Annotated in this window: 17 protein-coding genes; 8 read left to right on the top strand and 9 right to left on the bottom strand. The window is 38.4% G+C overall.

From position 1 onward, the window contains the following. The first annotated feature begins 246 nt into the window (after window positions 1-246). Both PLEUR7319_RS0110410 and PLEUR7319_RS0110400 read left to right on the top strand, forming a co-directional pair. A complete protein-coding gene (locus PLEUR7319_RS0110410) occupies window positions 247-870 on the top strand; it encodes a precorrin-8X methylmutase (protein WP_019505165.1) in 624 nt (207 codons plus the stop codon). Between the two features lie 299 nt (window positions 871-1,169). Further along, a complete protein-coding gene (locus PLEUR7319_RS0110400) occupies window positions 1,170-2,543 on the top strand; it encodes an IS110 family transposase (protein WP_019503253.1) in 1,374 nt (457 codons plus the stop codon). Between the two features lie 598 nt (window positions 2,544-3,141). On the opposite strand, the gene PLEUR7319_RS0110395 is transcribed toward PLEUR7319_RS0110400, so the two are convergent. The 3 genes from PLEUR7319_RS0110395 to PLEUR7319_RS0110385 all read right to left on the bottom strand — a co-directional run bounded on the left by PLEUR7319_RS0110395 (window position 3,142) and on the right by PLEUR7319_RS0110385 (window position 6,514). Then, on the bottom strand, window positions 3,142-3,846 hold the full coding sequence (locus tag PLEUR7319_RS0110395) for a hypothetical protein (RefSeq protein WP_019505163.1): 705 nt from the start codon (window positions 3,844-3,846) through the stop codon (window positions 3,142-3,144). 30 nt (window positions 3,847-3,876) lie between these two features. Further along, a complete protein-coding gene (gene dapB / locus PLEUR7319_RS0110390) occupies window positions 3,877-4,704 on the bottom strand; it encodes a 4-hydroxy-tetrahydrodipicolinate reductase (protein ID WP_019505162.1) in 828 nt (275 codons plus the stop codon). A gap of 247 nt (window positions 4,705-4,951) precedes the next feature. Beyond that, on the bottom strand, window positions 4,952-6,514 hold the full coding sequence (locus PLEUR7319_RS0110385) for a TM0106 family RecB-like putative nuclease (protein WP_019505161.1): 1,563 nt from the start codon (window positions 6,512-6,514) through the stop codon (window positions 4,952-4,954). A 162-nt stretch (window positions 6,515-6,676) separates the two neighbouring features. On the opposite strand from PLEUR7319_RS0110385, the gene PLEUR7319_RS0110380 reads away from it, so the two are divergent. Continuing rightward, the gene (locus tag PLEUR7319_RS0110380) at window positions 6,677-7,870 is read left to right on the top strand and encodes an aminotransferase class V-fold PLP-dependent enzyme (protein ID WP_019505160.1); all 1,194 of its coding nucleotides are present in this window, start codon (window positions 6,677-6,679) and stop codon (window positions 7,868-7,870) included. A gap of 117 nt (window positions 7,871-7,987) precedes the next feature. On the opposite strand, the gene PLEUR7319_RS0110375 is transcribed toward PLEUR7319_RS0110380, so the two are convergent. Both PLEUR7319_RS0110375 and PLEUR7319_RS0110370 read right to left on the bottom strand, forming a co-directional pair. Next, window positions 7,988-8,524 carry a DOMON-like domain-containing protein gene (locus PLEUR7319_RS0110375; RefSeq protein WP_019505159.1) on the bottom strand — a complete coding sequence of 179 codons (537 nt, stop codon included), beginning with the start codon at window positions 8,522-8,524 and terminating at the stop codon, window positions 7,988-7,990. Then, on the bottom strand, window positions 8,521-9,645 hold the full coding sequence (locus PLEUR7319_RS0110370) for a phosphotransferase enzyme family protein (RefSeq protein WP_019505158.1): 1,125 nt from the start codon (window positions 9,643-9,645) through the stop codon (window positions 8,521-8,523). Before PLEUR7319_RS0110370 ends, PLEUR7319_RS0110375 begins: the two co-directional genes overlap by 4 nt. 378 nt (window positions 9,646-10,023) lie before the next feature. On the opposite strand from PLEUR7319_RS0110370, the gene PLEUR7319_RS0110365 reads away from it, so the two are divergent. The 3 genes from PLEUR7319_RS0110365 to PLEUR7319_RS0110355 are packed head-to-tail and all read left to right on the top strand — an operon-like array spanning window position 10,024 to window position 13,015. Further along, a complete protein-coding gene (locus PLEUR7319_RS0110365) occupies window positions 10,024-11,031 on the top strand; it encodes a serine/threonine-protein kinase (RefSeq protein WP_019505157.1) in 1,008 nt (335 codons plus the stop codon). A gap of 3 nt (window positions 11,032-11,034) precedes the next feature. Then, window positions 11,035-12,012, top strand: a complete 978-nt coding sequence (locus PLEUR7319_RS0110360; RefSeq protein WP_019505156.1) for a hypothetical protein — start codon at window positions 11,035-11,037, stop codon at window positions 12,010-12,012. Beyond that, window positions 12,005-13,015, top strand: a complete 1,011-nt coding sequence (locus tag PLEUR7319_RS0110355; protein ID WP_019505155.1) for a hypothetical protein — start codon at window positions 12,005-12,007, stop codon at window positions 13,013-13,015. Before PLEUR7319_RS0110360 ends, PLEUR7319_RS0110355 begins: the two co-directional genes overlap by 8 nt. 45 nt (window positions 13,016-13,060) lie before the next feature. Here PLEUR7319_RS0110355 and PLEUR7319_RS37980 read toward each other — a convergent pair whose 3' ends face one another. The 3 genes from PLEUR7319_RS37980 to PLEUR7319_RS41230 all read right to left on the bottom strand — a co-directional run bounded on the left by PLEUR7319_RS37980 (window position 13,061) and on the right by PLEUR7319_RS41230 (window position 15,415). Further along, entirely contained in the window at window positions 13,061-14,548 is a 1,488-nt protein-coding gene (locus PLEUR7319_RS37980; RefSeq protein ID WP_019505154.1) for a hypothetical protein, read from the bottom strand. A 319-nt stretch (window positions 14,549-14,867) separates the two neighbouring features. Further along, the gene (locus tag PLEUR7319_RS0110345; protein WP_019505153.1) at window positions 14,868-15,206 is read right to left on the bottom strand and encodes a P-II family nitrogen regulator; all 339 of its coding nucleotides are present in this window, start codon (window positions 15,204-15,206) and stop codon (window positions 14,868-14,870) included. Between the two features lie 56 nt (window positions 15,207-15,262). Continuing rightward, window positions 15,263-15,415 carry a hypothetical protein gene (locus tag PLEUR7319_RS41230; RefSeq protein ID WP_158441824.1) on the bottom strand — a complete coding sequence of 51 codons (153 nt, stop codon included), beginning with the start codon at window positions 15,413-15,415 and terminating at the stop codon, window positions 15,263-15,265. Window positions 15,416-15,487: 72 nt separating this feature from the next. On the opposite strand from PLEUR7319_RS41230, the gene PLEUR7319_RS0110335 reads away from it, so the two are divergent. Beyond that, window positions 15,488-15,751, top strand: coding sequence for a type II toxin-antitoxin system Phd/YefM family antitoxin (locus PLEUR7319_RS0110335; RefSeq protein ID WP_019505151.1), 264 nt, complete (start codon window positions 15,488-15,490; stop codon window positions 15,749-15,751). Then, on the top strand, window positions 15,735-15,995 hold the full coding sequence (locus tag PLEUR7319_RS0110330; protein ID WP_019505150.1) for a Txe/YoeB family addiction module toxin: 261 nt from the start codon (window positions 15,735-15,737) through the stop codon (window positions 15,993-15,995). Before PLEUR7319_RS0110335 ends, PLEUR7319_RS0110330 begins: the two co-directional genes overlap by 17 nt. Before the next feature lie 72 nt (window positions 15,996-16,067). On the opposite strand, the gene PLEUR7319_RS0110325 is transcribed toward PLEUR7319_RS0110330, so the two are convergent. Beyond that, the gene (locus PLEUR7319_RS0110325; protein ID WP_019505149.1) at window positions 16,068-16,838 is read right to left on the bottom strand and encodes a peroxiredoxin-like family protein; all 771 of its coding nucleotides are present in this window, start codon (window positions 16,836-16,838) and stop codon (window positions 16,068-16,070) included. Window positions 16,839-16,954 lie beyond the last annotated feature (116 nt).

The following is a 16,954-nucleotide window of genomic DNA, read 5'->3' as shown; positions in this document are numbered from 1 at the left end:
GTCAATTGATGGCAACTACATCAAACACAAAGCAATCCTAAGGAGCTGCGTTAGTGCAATCACTTTAAAAGCTGTCACAGGATCTACGAAAAGTCTAAAATACAACTTATAAGTATAAAAAAACTAAAAGTAATTACAAATAAACCAGTTTATCTACTCCTTCATAGTTATTTGCTACTTAATTAAGCTAACCTTCAGTCAATACTTTTTAGATTAAAGTATTGACTGATAATTAAATATAAACAGATGGATTTACACATTACAGAGGCTTCTTCTCTGGCAATTATTGATCGTCAGCTCGAAGATAGTAACCGAAAAGTCTCTCCAGCCCAATACGAAATAATTCGCCGAGTTATCTATCAAACCGCAGACTTTGAATACGGTTCTCTTCTCAGATTTTCTGAAGATGCTCTAATTAAGGGGGCAGCAGCATTATCAGCTCGGACATCTATTGTGGTTGACGTTTCCGCTATTCAAGTAAGTATAGTTCCACGTTTACAACAAACTTTTTTAAATCCTGTTTATTGCTGTACCACAATTAGAGGTCAATCAGACAAAACCAAAACTATTGCAGCTAGTGGGCTAGAGACTCTTGGTCATAATTATCCAGATAGTATTTTTATTATTGGTCAGGATCAAACTGCTTTAGCAACTTTCATAGAATTGAATGAGAGTAGCATGATTAAACCCAGTTTAATAATTGCAACTTCCCCTCTGTTTGGTGAGCAAAGTGCCAAACTTGATTTGAGACATTCTTCTATTCCCAGTATTTATATCGATAGCTCCAAAGGTAACTCAACGGTAGCCACAGCCATTATGAACAGTTTGATTAATCTCGCTTGGATAGCTTATAATATCAAGTCCGGTTGAATACTTAAATTAAGAATGAGTCAAGTAATAAGTAATAAGCTCCTGAAGGACGCTTTGCGCCCCAAAATAAAGATGAGAAACCAAATTGGTAGACCAAGTATCATGATACGTGGAAATGTTTTCATCACAAAAAAGCCGAAGTTACAATGGTGCAACGAACGCCCGAGAATAAGCTTGGTTAGAGGAAAGTGGACAAATAAATTGGTGAAAGGAGAAAAAACCTTATCCCGTTGGAGAGAATGACAAGAGAAAACCATTCCTCATCGAAAACATTTCCCTATCAAGAGTGAGGGCAAAAAATGAAGCCAATTGGTCGAAGCCAAAAATCCCAGAAAAAAAGTAGCAAAAGACAGGAGCCAGAAATAAAAGTCATCAATCCGCACTCGGCGGGAATTGATATTGGCTCAAGAGAGCATTGGGTTTGTGTACCTATAGCAGCAACAGAATCTAATGTTCGTTGTTTTGGGTGTAGTACACCAGATTTACTAGCTCTGGCAAATTGGTTAAGTGAATGCGGTGTGACGAGTATTGCCCTCGAATCGACGGGAGTAGAATGGATACCTTTATTTAACATCTTAAGTCAGCATAACTTCCAAGTCTGTTTAGTCAATGCTCACAATGTAAAAACAGTACCAGGAAGAAAAAGCGATGTCCAAGATTGTCAATGGTTACAACAACTGCATAGTTATGGCTTACTTGCACCTTCCTTTATCCCCGAAGGAGAAATAACTGTACTGAGAAGCTATTTAAGACAACGAGAAAATTTGATTCAAGCTAGTTCGACTCATGTGCAAAGAATGCAAAAAGCTTTAACACAGATGAATTTGCAGTTGCATAAAGTCATTAGCGATCTTACAGGGGTGACAGGATTAAATATTCTGAGGGCCATTATTGCTGGGGAAAGAAATCCACAAACCTTAGCCAAATTAGCACACCGAAGAATTAAAAGTAGTCCACAACAAATTAGAGATGCCCTAACGGGTAATTATCGTCCAGAAATGGTTTTTATTTTGCATCAAGAATTATCTTGTTATCAATTTTATCAACAACAAATCGGATTATTAGAGGAACAAATCGAACAATGTCTCAGTAAATTGCCCTCCCAAACAAAAGAGACTCCGCCCCTAAATAGCCAGAAAAAGTGTCGTCGCTCAATCAAATCAGGGTTCGACTTACATTCTCATCTCTATCGTATTGCGGGAGTAGATTTTACCAGCATTGATGGTTTAAGTGTAGTCACAGTGCAAACCATCCTCAGTGAAGTAGGATTAGACCCGACTAAATTTAAGAGTGCTAAACATTTCAGCTCTTGGCTCGGATTATGTCCTGGTTGTCGGATTACAGGGGGCAAAGTTAAAAGTTCTCAGACTCGTCGAGTTAACAATCGAGCTGCAACAGCTTTTCGATTGGCAGCTCAAGCTGTTAGTCGTTCTCATTCAGCTTTGGGCGCATTTTATCGACGCATTCGCTCCCGTGCTGGCGCACCCAAGGCCATTACTGCTACAGCACACAAAATTGCTCGTCTATTCTATACTCTCTGGACAAAAAAAGAATCTTATCTCGATCGTGGAGCTGATTACTATGAACAAAAATATCAAGAAAGACTCATCAAAAATCTCAAGCAAAGAGCAAAATCCCTTGGTTTAGAAGTAGTTGAGGCATCTTCTACTTGATTTTAGTTTCTGGAGAGTAACAAGTAATAAGTTTTTTAGGTCTGCAATAAGCCTGTTTATTTCAATTAATTATCCGTACTTGTTATAGGTTATAGGTTATAGGTTATGGGTTATGGGTTATAGGTTAATTCAGAGTCAGAAGATTTACCTCTCACTTTAAACTTGTTAGATCAGTAGTGCGGGCTTGAAGATTTCCTTTTTTCTCGTAGTTACATAGAGAAGCGATCGCCTATCTTTCAAAAAGCGATCGCCACACTTTAATCTCTTTGTACACAATCTCAGTTTTAGAAAATGCACTAGTCAATAATATCAGGCTCATTAGCTAATCAAGGTAGTCTAGAATACTTACGTCTTCTATAATATTGTGGAATACTTCTTGTTCAACAAAAAGCGATCGCCTGTTGTTCCGCGATCGCTTGCCCACCAATAAAAAGATATATTCGAGATACAAATAAAATATCAATCCAAACGGTACAATCTCGATACAAACTTGCTACCAGAAATTTAATTATTTCCTATTCTTGATCGGACAAGCTGCTTGTATCAGAAATTTTTCGCTCGTTATTCTCTCTTTTCAAGATTCCAGATGGAACAGGATTTAGTATTGATCGCGACGCTTAATCCTTCTGTTGCGGGTTGTCCTACGGACCCTGGAAGGGGACACACCACCTAATTGGCGACTAACTTCTGTAAATACATCCCTCTGGAGATAAGGATATAGTCCTACCCAAAGATTTTGTTTAGGTATATAGGCATCAGAGATTTTGTTGATTCTACCCAAATCAGATTGATTAGATAGAACTAGTAACTCAGCAGTTTGTCCAGGTACAATTCCCTTATAAATTCGCTGTAGAGGAGCTTGCACTTCCACCTCAAAACCAGACTCATCCCCTAATAATAAATTAATCCAACGCTCGCGATTTTCAATAATGACTAATTCTCCGCGCTGATTAACGGTTTCCTCTTCGCCGATTAATTCTTCCGTCAGAAATACATCTAAAACTTTGCCCCGCCAAAAACCTGCATATTTAAAACGACGAATAGCAGCATTGCGCAAACTTGCCTGATATACAGGACACCATAACCAGTAAAGAGAAGCGATCGCCCCTAAGATTAAAATTAAAGCATCACCCTGATCGCCAAACAATAAACTCAGAATTAACACCACCACAACTCCTACTACTGAGATCAGCAATCGATTTAATAAATCTGACCATTTACCCCAGTAATAGGCATATTGTTGTCCTGTAGCAATTAGAGGAATTAATTGCTCCAATTTTTCTCTGGTTATCGGTTTGAGCATGAGAAATTTTTAACTAGACTTAAATCAAAACTACAATATTTTTTCCAAACCGTATATCAAAGAAGTTAGTTCTGTCACCTTGCGTATTGAGAGTAACACTCCCGGCATATAGCAAGAGCGATCGCTAGTATCATGACGTAGGGTGTAAAGTTGACCAGGGGCACCAAATAACACCTCCTGGTGAGCAATTAAGCCAGGTAGTCGAACGCTATGAATCGGAATATTGCTTTCTGCTGTACCTCCTCTTGCTCCAGCCATAGTTTCTTTCGATTTTACTTTAGGAGGATTAAAAGATTTACCCATTTCTGCGAGCATCTGCGCTGTTTTAATTGCAGTACCGCTGGGAGCATCTGCCTTGCGATCGTGATGTAGCTCGATAATCTCTACATGGTCAAAATATTTGGAGGCATTGATCGCTGCTTGTTGAAGTAACACCATCCCAATCGAAAAATTAGGAATAACTAACGCTCCTGTACTAGCCTTATCAGCAAACTCACTTAAGTCTTTGAGCTGTTCATTGGTTAGACCGGTAGTGCCAATGACTGGACGAACTCCATAGGCGATCGCGCTACGAGTATTTTCATACACGCTATCAGGATGGGTAAAATCGACCATTACCCCTTGAACTTTTTCTTGAGTAGCTAAAACCAAGACACTCTGTAAATCGTTTAATACAGGAACTTCTAATGCACCCACACCGATAATTTCGCCGATATCTTGACCCAAATATTCAGGGTTCTTATCCACTGCGCCGATCAACAGCATATCTTCTGCTTGAGATACTGCTTTAATCACCTCCCTGCCCATTTGACCCAAAGCACCATTAACTACTACTGGAATCGGTGATTTATCCGTCATTTTATTAATATCTACTATTTATAAAAGTTTTCAGCGCAACTATTTTATCGTGAGTTCGGAATTCGGAGTTCGGAGTTCGGAATTCGGAATTCGGAGTTCGGAGTTCGGAATTCGGAGTTCGGAGTTCGGAATTCGGAGTTCGGAGTTCGGAGTTCGGAGTTATAGGTTATAGGTTATAGGTTAGTTCGGAGTTATGGAAAATTGCTAGGTTGAACTCCCAAGTATCTAAGTCCGGCACCAACTATATTTATTTTTTCATTGATTGGGTAAGAGTTATTTTTTGATTCCTTTGAGATTCTAAAAAGTCTAATAACCAATCCTTTAAGCAGCGGGTTGCTCGGCAGTCATCTTCGTTATAACTTAAAATCAGCTCTAACAAAGCTCGATCTTGAGTTTGTAACCATTGGTCATACCAACACACCGACTGATCACCACTTCCTTTAGTTTCACGCCAATAAAAGCCAATCCAGTTAGCCAAAGCTTTTAAAGAATAACTCTCTACAGGAAAAACTACTGATTTTGTTACCCATCGATGAAGATCGACAAAACGAGAAAGTAAGTCTTTAGTAGTAGATTTAGGGGTATCGTAAAGTCGTGCTAGGCGTTTAATCGTATCTACTTCGTATTCAGAATAATGAAAAATGGGGGCATCGGGATAAAGGGCAGTAAAATCCAGGAACTGTTGCCAAATTTTGCCTTCATCTTCCGGTTTTTCCGCTAAAAAAGCCGAAAACTTTTCTGTATTTTCTGCTCGATCGACTACTAAAACTCCTAGTAAATAGTCAGTTTGGCGTTCTGGTTCCGCTTCTATATCAAAATATAGCTCGATCGCCCCGGTGGGAATCGGCTGAGTATTAATCAGATCAAAACTAGATTTAACTAAAGCGCGATCGCTTTGTATAGCAGCAATCTGTTGTTTTAACTGGCGAGCCACATCATAGCCAACCATTTCACCGAGTCGAGTTTCCTCGACCTCAATCAAAGATTCAACACTATTAATTCCCATCTGTTGTAAATCTTCATAGCGTCTAGGAGTCACTCCAGGCACTAAGGATAAATGCTGCTCTGATTGTGCTATTTTATAACAGTGACCATGCCAATTACACAGACTACATCTTTGGCGAGAAATAAACACCTCTGGTTCTAATTTGTCTACCAACATCACAAAACAGTCGGCGACGATATACTGCATTTTGATTAACCAGTGGTCTAAATTGATGAAGTAGTCATTGTGTTCTCTTAAAATCAACTGCGATCGCTCGGGAATTGTCCCCTGAATAATGCCAAGCATTTGGCTATGAAATGCCGCAATTAACTTATATTCCGGTTTTGCCCGACGACCCAACTTGATATTAATCGGAACATATTCCCAGTTACCAAATCTAGATTTTCCCGATTGTTTGATCAGTAAACTTGGTGCAGCTATAAAAGTAACTGTCGATAATATTTGTGATGATATTTCTTGCTGATTATCTTTGAGCTTGGCTAGAAAAATTTGCTCTCCCAAAACTGCCTTCCATTCAGCAAAAGTAAGACTCAACATCCCTCGATAAATGCAGTCTACTCCTTGCCGCATCAATTCAATAGTTTGTTGGGTATTAAGTTGCCAATGGTGTCGGGATACTTCAGGCTGATGATAATCAAAAGATCTTGCTTGAATAACATTCCGAATATGAGATTGATTTTCTCGTTTTAGTTTCAGCAGAAAGTCTTTCTCTGGGTCTTTTTGTTGTGGGTTGCCATATATTTCCAGAAAGGTGCGACGGTTACAGCGTTTGTAGTTTAGTAGAAGATGATCGGTGATTAACATTTTTTAGGAAGAAAGCATGAGCAATCAGGAATTAGGAGAAAGAATAAATTCCTGCTTTTTTGCCGTAAAACAGCTTTACTTCCCCAAAGATTATGTCGCTGAATATTAATTGATAAATGTCGATATACTAACAATGGTTCGCCACAGTGCAGGATATTATTTATGATTAATAGTCTATCTAAAACCGACCTCAAAGAACATCGTCAACAATTTCCTGGATTACTTAACAAGACTTATTTTAATTTTGGTGGTCAGGGGACAATGCCCCAAGCTGCTTTTGAAGCGATCATTGATACTCATAAATATATTCAACAAGTAGGTCCCTTTTCTGGCAAAATCAATACTTGGTTAAATAAGAAAGTCAGTTTACTACGAGAAGCGATCGCCTCAGAATTGGGCACAACCGGGGAAACAATTACCCTCACAGAAAATGTCACGGCAGGGTGCAATATTGCCTTGTGGGGTAGAGATTGGCAAGCAGGCGATCGCATCTTGATGACAGACTGCGAACATCCCGGAATTATTGCCTCCGTCAAGGAAATTGCTCGCCGTTTTCAGGTTGAAATTGATATTTGTCCGATTATGGATACTCTGAATCATGGCGATCCAGTTGAGGTGATTGAGAGTAACTTAACCGAAAATACCCGATTAGTGGTTTTGAGCCATCTACTTTGGAATACAGGACAAGTATTGCCCCTCAAAGAAATTAACCAGGTTTGTCATAATTATCCTACTAAATATCAACCAGTGAGAGTTTTAGTAGATGCTGCTCAATCTGTAGGTTCATTAGCGTTAGATTTACCCGAGTTAGAAGTCGATTACTATGCTTTTACCGGACATAAATGGCTCTGTGGTCCGGCGGGAGTTGGTGGTTTGTATATCAGCAAAGAGGCTTTTAAAGAATTAGAACCGACCTTTATTGGTTGGCGAGGAGTAGATCTAGATATTCAGGGAAAACCAATCGCCTGGAAACAAGACGGCAGAAAATATGAGATAGCAACCTCAGCCTATCCAGAATATGAAGGCTTAAGAAGTGCGATCGCCACTCATCAAGAATGGGGAACTCCCAAAGACCGTTATCAAAGGATAATCTCATTGGGCAAACATCTCTGGGAGCAATTACAGCAAATAGAACGGGTGAGTTGTCTCAAACATACACCGCCCGAGGCTGGATTGGTATCCTTCCAAGTACAGGGAATTAAGCACAAGCAACTAGTAGATAATTTAGAGCGACAAGGGTTTTTACTCAGAACTATTGCCGATCCGGACTGCGTCCGCGCCTGTATTCATTATTTAACGTTGCCTGAAGAAATAGATAGTTTAATCTTGACTATTAAAAATGAGTTGGGAGGATAGAAACTGTAAGATCCAATAACTTCTTGTTCAAAAATTAGTTAAAAGTACAATTTGTACTGTTATATTCGACTTTTTTGAATGACTTTTGGGATTAATGCCTCGATACCTAGAGAAGGATTACAAATTAATAATAAAACTATCTCGTTGATGAAAATCTGCTACAGAAGTTGTATGAGTTAATGCCCAATAACTAAGCTGCTGTTGCTGGTTTTCAATGACGGCAGTAATACCAACTTCCAGATTTTGCTCGGGGTCAATAATTTGGTTGAGATCGACTTCCAAATTTAGTTGGCAAGAATTAGTCTGCTGCAAAATGGCAAAAAATAATGAATTAAAAGCCAGCTCTTCGGCAATATTTTGGCGATAATTGGCAAAACGAAAGACATTCCAATCTCCTGATGGTGAGAGATTAAATTCCCAATATTTTGGGGAGTCTTTAAGTCCTAAGAAAAATTCTAAACAAGTATGTTCCCAAAGATCGCGTTGCCGAGTGGGTGTTTTATTCAATGGAGGAATCACAATTGAGGCTAAATTTCCTGCTAGTAGATATTTAATCTGGAGTTGATTAAGTTTACGGAAGATACTTCCAGTAATTTCTAATTCAGGAGTAGTATTGACGGCAAATGGCTTCAAGCAAAAGTCAGACTGTTTCATCGCAAATCATGGATTATTTTACGGATTACTGCTTCTTGCGCTTCGATGCTTTCGGTTAGTTTGAATTGTACCAAGGCTCGGGCTAAATTATGTTGAGCATGGTTAACATTAAAGTACACATTGCCTTCTAGGTAATCTGTAAAAAATCTGAGTCCTAATTCAAAAACTAGCAGACGAATTGAATCGTAAATATAGTCGTAATCGTTTTCAGTGAGAAAAGCTTGAGCAATCTGAAGGTAGCCTTGTAAAATAGCTTGGGCAAGTTCTGGTTCAAAGGTTACTTCTTCCCATAAATCAGTTTCTTCCCCCAATCGATTACATCCTGAGCGTAAGCAATCACCGATATCATAGTGAATTAATCCAGGTTTGACCGTATCAAGATCGATCATCGCTACCGCCTGATTGGTAGAACAGTCAATCATAAAGTTGTTGATTTTAGGATCGCCGTGAATTGTTCTCAGCTTTAGCTTTCCCGATGCTTTGGCATTTTCTAAGATGTAGGGCAAATCTGGGCGATCGCCAATAAATTTAAGGCAGTAGTTAATTTCCGGGGACTTCTTGATTTTAGTTTCAGCAATTACAGCTTTATAATGCTCTAGATAGCCAGGAGTAATATGAAAGCCTTCTAGAGTATCAGCTAATTGTTCTATCGGTAAATCATTAATTAACTCATGAAACATACCCAAACCATAGCCAATTTCTTGTCCGTGGTGAATGTCTTGGATAGTGTCAAATGATTGGGAGTTATCAATAAAGCTCATGGCACGCCAAAAAGAACCATCTTGAGCTATTAAATGGTGTTGCTTATTAGGAGTCGATAATACTAGAGGAAATATCCAGCGACGATTTGCAGGAAATGTGAAATTTTCTAATCTTGGACGAACAAAATTAGATAAAGTACATATATTGTCCATCACCAATCGTGGCTGACGAAAAACTTGTGTATTAAGGCGTTGGAGAATAAATAGCTGCTGATTATTCAGAGTTACGAGATAAGTGCAATTGATATTGCCACTACCATATTGCTGAACATTAGTGACTTGACCTTCTGGTTTAAATTGCTCGGCAATTGTAACAAGATGATGAAGGGGTTGATTGTTTGCCGTGAAATTATCTGTCATATCCTCCCTTGTCTTAATATACAATTTTGCTAAGAGATGCTTTTCATAATTAGAACATTTTTGGGTCTTAAATGAACTTAAAACAATTTAACTAGCTATTGGCTATTGATTATTGGCTTTAAAGTTGATTAGCTACTAGTAAATACCTATATAGCTAATCGTGATGTGATTTTAAGATATTAGAAGTCACTCTCAGAGTGGATGAGAAAATTTACTTTTTTTTTAAGATCCAAAACTATTACTATTATTAATAAGTATTTCTAATTAAAACTAATCTAAAAACTAACTAGATAAGACCTAATATAAATAAAAATAAATTTAATTATAAATTCTGTATGTATCAAACGTTTGACAAGTATTTCGTAGGAGTTGTGTTTCATGGTTGCATTTACCAGGGTTAAAGGAATACTCAATCCTGGTGCTTGTCTGTCTGATGGCGAGTATCAAATTTCTGAGCCTCTTGGTCAGGGAGGATTTGGCATTACCTACCAGGGTATAGACACCAAGCTAAATCGCGCTGTCGCGGTTAAGGAATTTTTCCCTGAAGGATGTTGGAGAGAGGGGTCGACAGTAGTTTCTGCAGGAAAGTGGAATTCTGACACCTATAGTAATGCTAAACAAAAATTTCTCTTAGAGGGACAAACCCTCGGACAATTTAATCATCCTGGTATTGTGCAGGTTTTTTATTATTTTGAGGAAAATAATACTGCCTACATGGTGATGGAATATCTAGAGGGTAAAACTTTGGCAGAACTACTCAAAAAAAGAAAGGGAAAATTAACTGAAGCTGAAGCTCTCGGATATATGGCTAAGGTCGGGGAAGCCCTAGAAATTCTTCATCAAGCCCAATTTCTGCATCGTGATATTAAACCTGATAATATTATGCTGGCAGATGATGGACGAGTCGTATTGATCGACTTCGGTGCAGCAAGAGATTTTACCTCAAAAAATACCGCTAGATACACCACTTTGTTAACTCCAGGTTATGCTCCCCTAGAGCAGTATGGACGTGCCTTGAAGTATGGAGCATTTACTGATATTTATGCTTTGGGTTCAACCTTATATCACCTATTAACTGGTAAAGCTCCTATATCTGCCATCGAGAGGGCAGCAGGAGTTGAGTTGAAAACGGTCAGAGAACTCGAACCACAGATAAGCCCTCATGTCAGCCAAGCGATCGCCAAAGCGATGCTCATGGATGTTACTGAACGAACCCAATCTGTTAGAGAATTTCTCGATCTACTTCATTTAGACCCCACGAAACTAAATGTTAAAGTTGAACCAACTAATTTTTATCATTCAGTGGAAGATCCTTGGAATATCTTTAGTCAAACGAAGACTAGTTCTCCTCCCCAATCTCGCACCAATATAACTAAGTGGTTTTAATAGATGAAACTTGAAGATATCAAAATTACGATGTTAGGCACTACTGGTGCAGGGAAAACCAGTTACCTACTAGGTATGTATGCAGTGATGCAAACAGGAATACAAGGATTTACCATTGCTACTAATGATATGGATTTGGACTTGGAATTAACTGAGAGATGGGAAAAATTGATTTCGGAAACAGGAGCAGATCGCTGGCCCACTCCTAATGCTGCGACCATGGAATATTATGGTTTTGGTTTTAGTTATGGTTTTCGCCCTTTAATGGGGTTTCAATGGTTAGATTATCGCGGTTTGGCCTTAAGCGATCGCTCTACAGAACAGGATGTCGCCGAACTAGTTCAGTACTTGATGGAATCTAAGTGCTTATTTCTTTGTATTTCCGGAGAGCATTTAGTTGATAAAATTACTCCCAGAACTGTGCGAGAACTCAAAAGCGATCGCATGAATCAGTTTATTCAGCAATACATTAGTGCTACCAAAAATCCGACACCTCATAATCCTTTCCCGATAGCTATTGTCATTACTAAATACGATTTGTGTCATCATCGGGATAAAGAAGAGATTATTGCTGATGTGCAAAAATTATTTCAGGCCTTGTTTACTCCCAATTCAGGATGGTTGGTCATGATTTGTCCTGTTAGCTTAGGCAAGGATTTATGCGATGATCTTGATAATGCCAAAATCGTCCCCGTTAATGTTCATCTCCCCGTAGTTTTTGCCGCATATGCTCAGTTAAGAGCCTACGGAATCAAGCTTAAAGCCGATCGCGATCATCAACTTCTAGCTATTGATGCCATTAAACAAGCTAATCCACTAATACAACTATTAAAAAACTCAGAATTAGACGAGCAGACTATAGAGCTGCAAAACTGTGAAACAAAAATAACCACAGTAGAAGAGAATATGAAGTTGCTTTCTCAAGAATTACAACAGGTTTCCTTATATTTCAGCGGTAGCGAGGTGACAGCGGATGTCTAAACAACAATGGGCACCGATTGTTTATGGCCGCAGTTATCATCTCGATTTCCGTTTTATTACTATCCCTGATGACTTCACCAATCATGAAGTTAATTGGGCTGCTCAACATATTTTAGCCACCACTCATCAAGCCAGAAGGTTGCCTTCTAACCCTCGTTGGTCACTATTTAAAAATCATTCCCATTGCATTATTGGTGTCACTTGCATGGTCAGAGATTTAGTTAATCAAGTAAGTACAGAGCTGGTTGAAGCCATGACTAAAGATGATCGTGGTAGACCACTATATGTCTTTGTTGGTTATGTCACTCAATTAAACCAAAGAAAAGACCTGTTAGATCTCCCTGCTTACAGTGGAACATACCTAGAAAGCTTTCAAATTCTTTATCGAGAGGTTGAAAAGGTCTGGCTGGTGAAAGACTATGACCAAGATAGTAAAAAACCCTTTTTAAGTTCTTATCAGTCCCACAATTTTGCTAACGAAAAATCAATAGAACATTCTACAATTGACCTATTTCCCCAATTAAACGACCAAACAAAATATCCCCACAAAGTATTTTTATGGGAAAGTTGTACAGAACAAAATAGTCAGCTATGGAAAGCAGCAGCCAAATGTTTGGTAGATACTTCAGTTTGCTTGAATACTAATGGAAAGCTTTACTCTTATAGCCCTTTTCTCAATCAAACTGTAGGTCAATTAGACAATTTTACGGTTCAAGATCGAATTACGGAAACCAAGCAATCCCCTAAAAACGAAAACTTCCACAAATCTCCCTCTTTTTCTGAGATAATTTCTCATCGAGCTAAAGAAGACTTAGACCTTACTCTTCAACATGCTGCCAAAGTAGCAACAGCCAGCCAAGAATTAATTAATCATTTTAATGATTGGTCTAGTTCCAATAAAAGTTCTATTGGGTCAGCAAATTCTCAATCAAAGGATACGGAAAACTTTGGTTTTAAAACCAAGAAAGAACCACCCCCTGAAAGAGATCGAGATTGGTTTTAAACTTTGTCCGATCTTGAATTTTTTCTGCCTATATAACTAGTCGAATTAACTTAGAAAAATATCATTACTAGCTGCTATTAAATCTTCGGCATTAACTCCACTGAGAATTGCCAAAGTTTCATTATTGAAACTGAGTGAGGTATTATTGTCAATCTGGTTAATTGATATATTGTCCTGAGCAATACCACCATAGAGCACTATAGTATCAAACTCAATTTCCAAGTCAGTAATGATGTCTGTGCCTTCACCAGGAGTTAAAACAAAAGTATCTGCTCCTTCATTTCCTGTCAATATGTCGTAACCTATGCCACCCCGCAGCAGATCATCACCTTCTCCTCCTTCAATCTGATCGTTTTCTGTACCGCCAAATAATCTGTCATTGCCAACATGACCAGAAATCTGGTCGTTACCTGGTCCTCCATAGACCATATCATCTCCACCTTCTAAGGAATTATCATAGTCACCTCTCAGCCAATCATTGCCATGACTACCCCAGATTAAATCATCACCTAGTCCTCCAGCAATCCAATCATCACCGCCAAAGCCATTGATGCGATCGTCTTCATCAGTACCTAGTAATCCTTCACCTTCATCAGTTCCCGCAATCAGAGGGGTACTATCACCTTGATGGTGTCCCCCATGTGCCCCAAGTTCTTGAGGGGCATAAGGAGCAACCTCGGGATTGGTAATCGCAAAAGTTCCATTCGGGTTAAATGAATGAAACCAACCGTGTAACATCCATACCTTCGGACTGTAAAATATATCTGATTCAGGATAGAACATGGATTCTGCCTGTTCTATTCGAGATGCGATCATATTGACAGGTACATCTTCTTCAAAGAAGACATACTCAGAATTATCTAAGTTACCTGTATTAGTAATCCAAAAGCTTTCGTGTGCGTGCCAATCTTCTGCTGATAAAGTATCAAAAGAAGAAGATGGTGGAAAGTCGTCAGTGGAATCAACTAAAAACTGTGCTAGAGGATTTTCTGGTGTTGCCTCTTGTGTCAAAGGTTCACGCAGATAAAAGACGGCGATCAGATTACCTTCTGCATCATAGTTCAATCCTACTGGACGAGTAATATCAATTTGATCTGAGTTTTTCGTTTCGAGAAATATACTCAAGTTGGAATAATGAGTGCCATGTCCTATAGCCTCTTGTGTAGTCGGAATATAACCATCGGCGATCGCTTGTTCCAGTCCTCCAGAGCCATAATATTTCATTGTGGCTTGAGTCGCTTGAGCAATTTGTTGATCTAGAAGAGGTACGTCCTCACCATAAGTATTGAGTGCCCGAATTATGTCATGAACATTGATTTGACCATCAGTATTCAAATCATAGAGAGGATGATAAAGATCGTCTCCATCAACAGAATTATAACGAGAGAAAATATCTTGGATATCAGTAAAGTCAACCTGACCATCACCATTAAAGTCGGCAACACTCAATATTGGTGTTTTAACATCTAGTGTATCGTCGTGATCAAAGTTATTAGAATGAGATTGATTTTCTGTATGCGATGAATTACTCATGACCAATCCTCCTTTTGTAAAGTACTAGAGGTTGTCTGAAAGTAAATTTTGTTACGCAAAAGTTAGATTCAATATTTACACAGACCAGTTGCAACCATCGTGATTTGATTGAAAATTAATGATACTACCCTAACCCAAACGTAGACATTGTTAATTTTCAGATATCCTCTTAATCAGAACAGAAAGTAATAATATGCAATCTGTCACACCTACAATTTTAAACAGCAGCACATTAAAATATGTTAAATTGATTGACAAAGTTTACATTTATAGCAATACGAACTTTTATTAATTTGTAACTATTACTACTGTTGCTATTTTAAATAGCATCTGAGTCTTGTTCTCCAGTGCGGATACGAACCACCTGCGCTACTGGAGAGATAAACATTTTACCGTCTCCAATTTCTCCCGTACGAGCAGCAGCCATGATTTGTTCGACTACCATATTTGCTTGCTCATCTTCGACTACAACTATAATTTTGACTTTTCCCAAAAAATCAACGGTATATTCTGAGCCAAGATAACGCTCTGTTTGTCCTTTTTGACGACCAAAACCCCGCACCTCAGAAATCGTTACTCCGATTATTCCGGCATTTAAGAGGGCAGTTTTTACTTCTTCTAATTTAAAGGGTCTGATAATAGCTTGAATTCTTTTCAATTCTCAATCTCCTCTCCTGATAACAAGAGCTTACGGTAATTGGAGACAGGGGAAAGTTACAGAAATAACAAATTTTTAATAAACAATTCGTCTTCAGGATTTTGATAGGGATTTCCCACCCGATGTCCCCAAATAGAAGGAATGGGTAATGTTACCCCACATTGCAAGGATAGATTGGCGATCGCGAAATGGTTCATATTCTGATTCATATTGCTTTGAGGTGATGGATAATTTTCAAGTTAAAGCGGTACAATAACCAGTACAGCAAGTATAAATTAATTATGGATATTCATAGTGCGAGTCACGCTAGAGCAAACTTGTTTAAGTTATTAGAACAAGTTAATCGAGAAAGTGAACCTTGTATTATCACTTCTCGTAAAGGAGATGGGGTATTAATCTCTAAAGATGATTGGGAAAGTATACAAGAAACATTATATTTGCAGTCTATACCAGGATTTGTTGAGTCTATAAAGCAAGCTGAAGCAGATGATGAATGGGTATCAGAAGCAGAATTTATGGATGAATTAAATGGCTTGGACGATTAAGTTTTCCCGTAAGGCTTTAAAAGATGCCAAAAAACTACGATCTGCCAATTTAGCTGCCAACGTTAATCAATTAATAGAAATTCTTGAGCAAAATCCATATCAACCTCCATGTAAAAAACTTGCTGGTGATCTACAAGGCTATTATTCTCGACGTATTAACATTCAGCATCGTTTGGTTTATTCAATAGATGAAAAAAACAAGATTGTAAAAGTGGTTTCTGTTTGGTCGCATTATGGGGAATAAAATAATATGCGATCGCGCTAAACAAATCTGACAACAATGCTTAGAATCTCCCCGACAAATTTAACTGGTGAGCTATGAAACAACCTCCAAAAATGACAGAGGATAGCTCATATTGGCAGCGAAACCGAGAATATTACGATCGCGATGTTCGTATAGTAATTCCCCGTCAGCACTAAATAAAAAAGTCCCACCACGTTGAGTTAAATAAGTTGCATCAGGAACATAGGTATTCCAGTTGCTTAATACTTCAGTCATATTTCTCAGTCTGAGGGTGGCTAATTCAAAAGGACGCTGAAAACCTTCTCCTCCTGCCAATTTAAACAGTGAACCTTTAATTGATGGCAAAGGGGTATCTTCGATCACTTCATCGTTAGAGATTAACTGAGGAGCTTGGCGATCGCCTTTATAACCTCGAAATACTTCTGGCAAAGTTCCTGGACTACCGATTCCCGCACACATCAACATTAAATTGATAAAAGCACTATATTTTGCAGGTAATAAGGGAAACTTGACCGATAATCCCTGATAAAGATCTAATTGACGATGAATCTTGGCAGTGGGGTCAACAAATAAACTATCTTGGGGAAAATCTGTATACTCACAAAACTTTAAACCTGAATTGCGATCGCCAATACCAATAGCTTTAACTGTAATTTCCTGGGCTTGAAGTTGCTTATTTTCTTTTTTTAGCCACCAAGCATACTCTAAATTATCAAAATCTCCTAACTGCGACCAAAGCAAAACTAAAGTTTTCCCAGAACTATTGTCTAAGAGCGGCTTGATTTTTCCATCACTGACACACTGACATTGAATTTGACTAAGAAGAGAATAAACGTTGTTCATCGATGATTTATCTTAAGCAGGATTTGATTGAAATTAAGCCACAAAACAATTAATCTGCAATTTCACTAAAACTAAAACTAAACTAAATATATACCTTAATCAAGCTTATTGGTTAT

The organism is Pleurocapsa sp. PCC 7319, assembly GCF_000332195.1.
Classification (GTDB): Bacteria; Cyanobacteriota; Cyanobacteriia; order Cyanobacteriales; family Xenococcaceae; genus Waterburya.
This window is presented reverse-complemented; position numbering and strand designations above follow the sequence as displayed.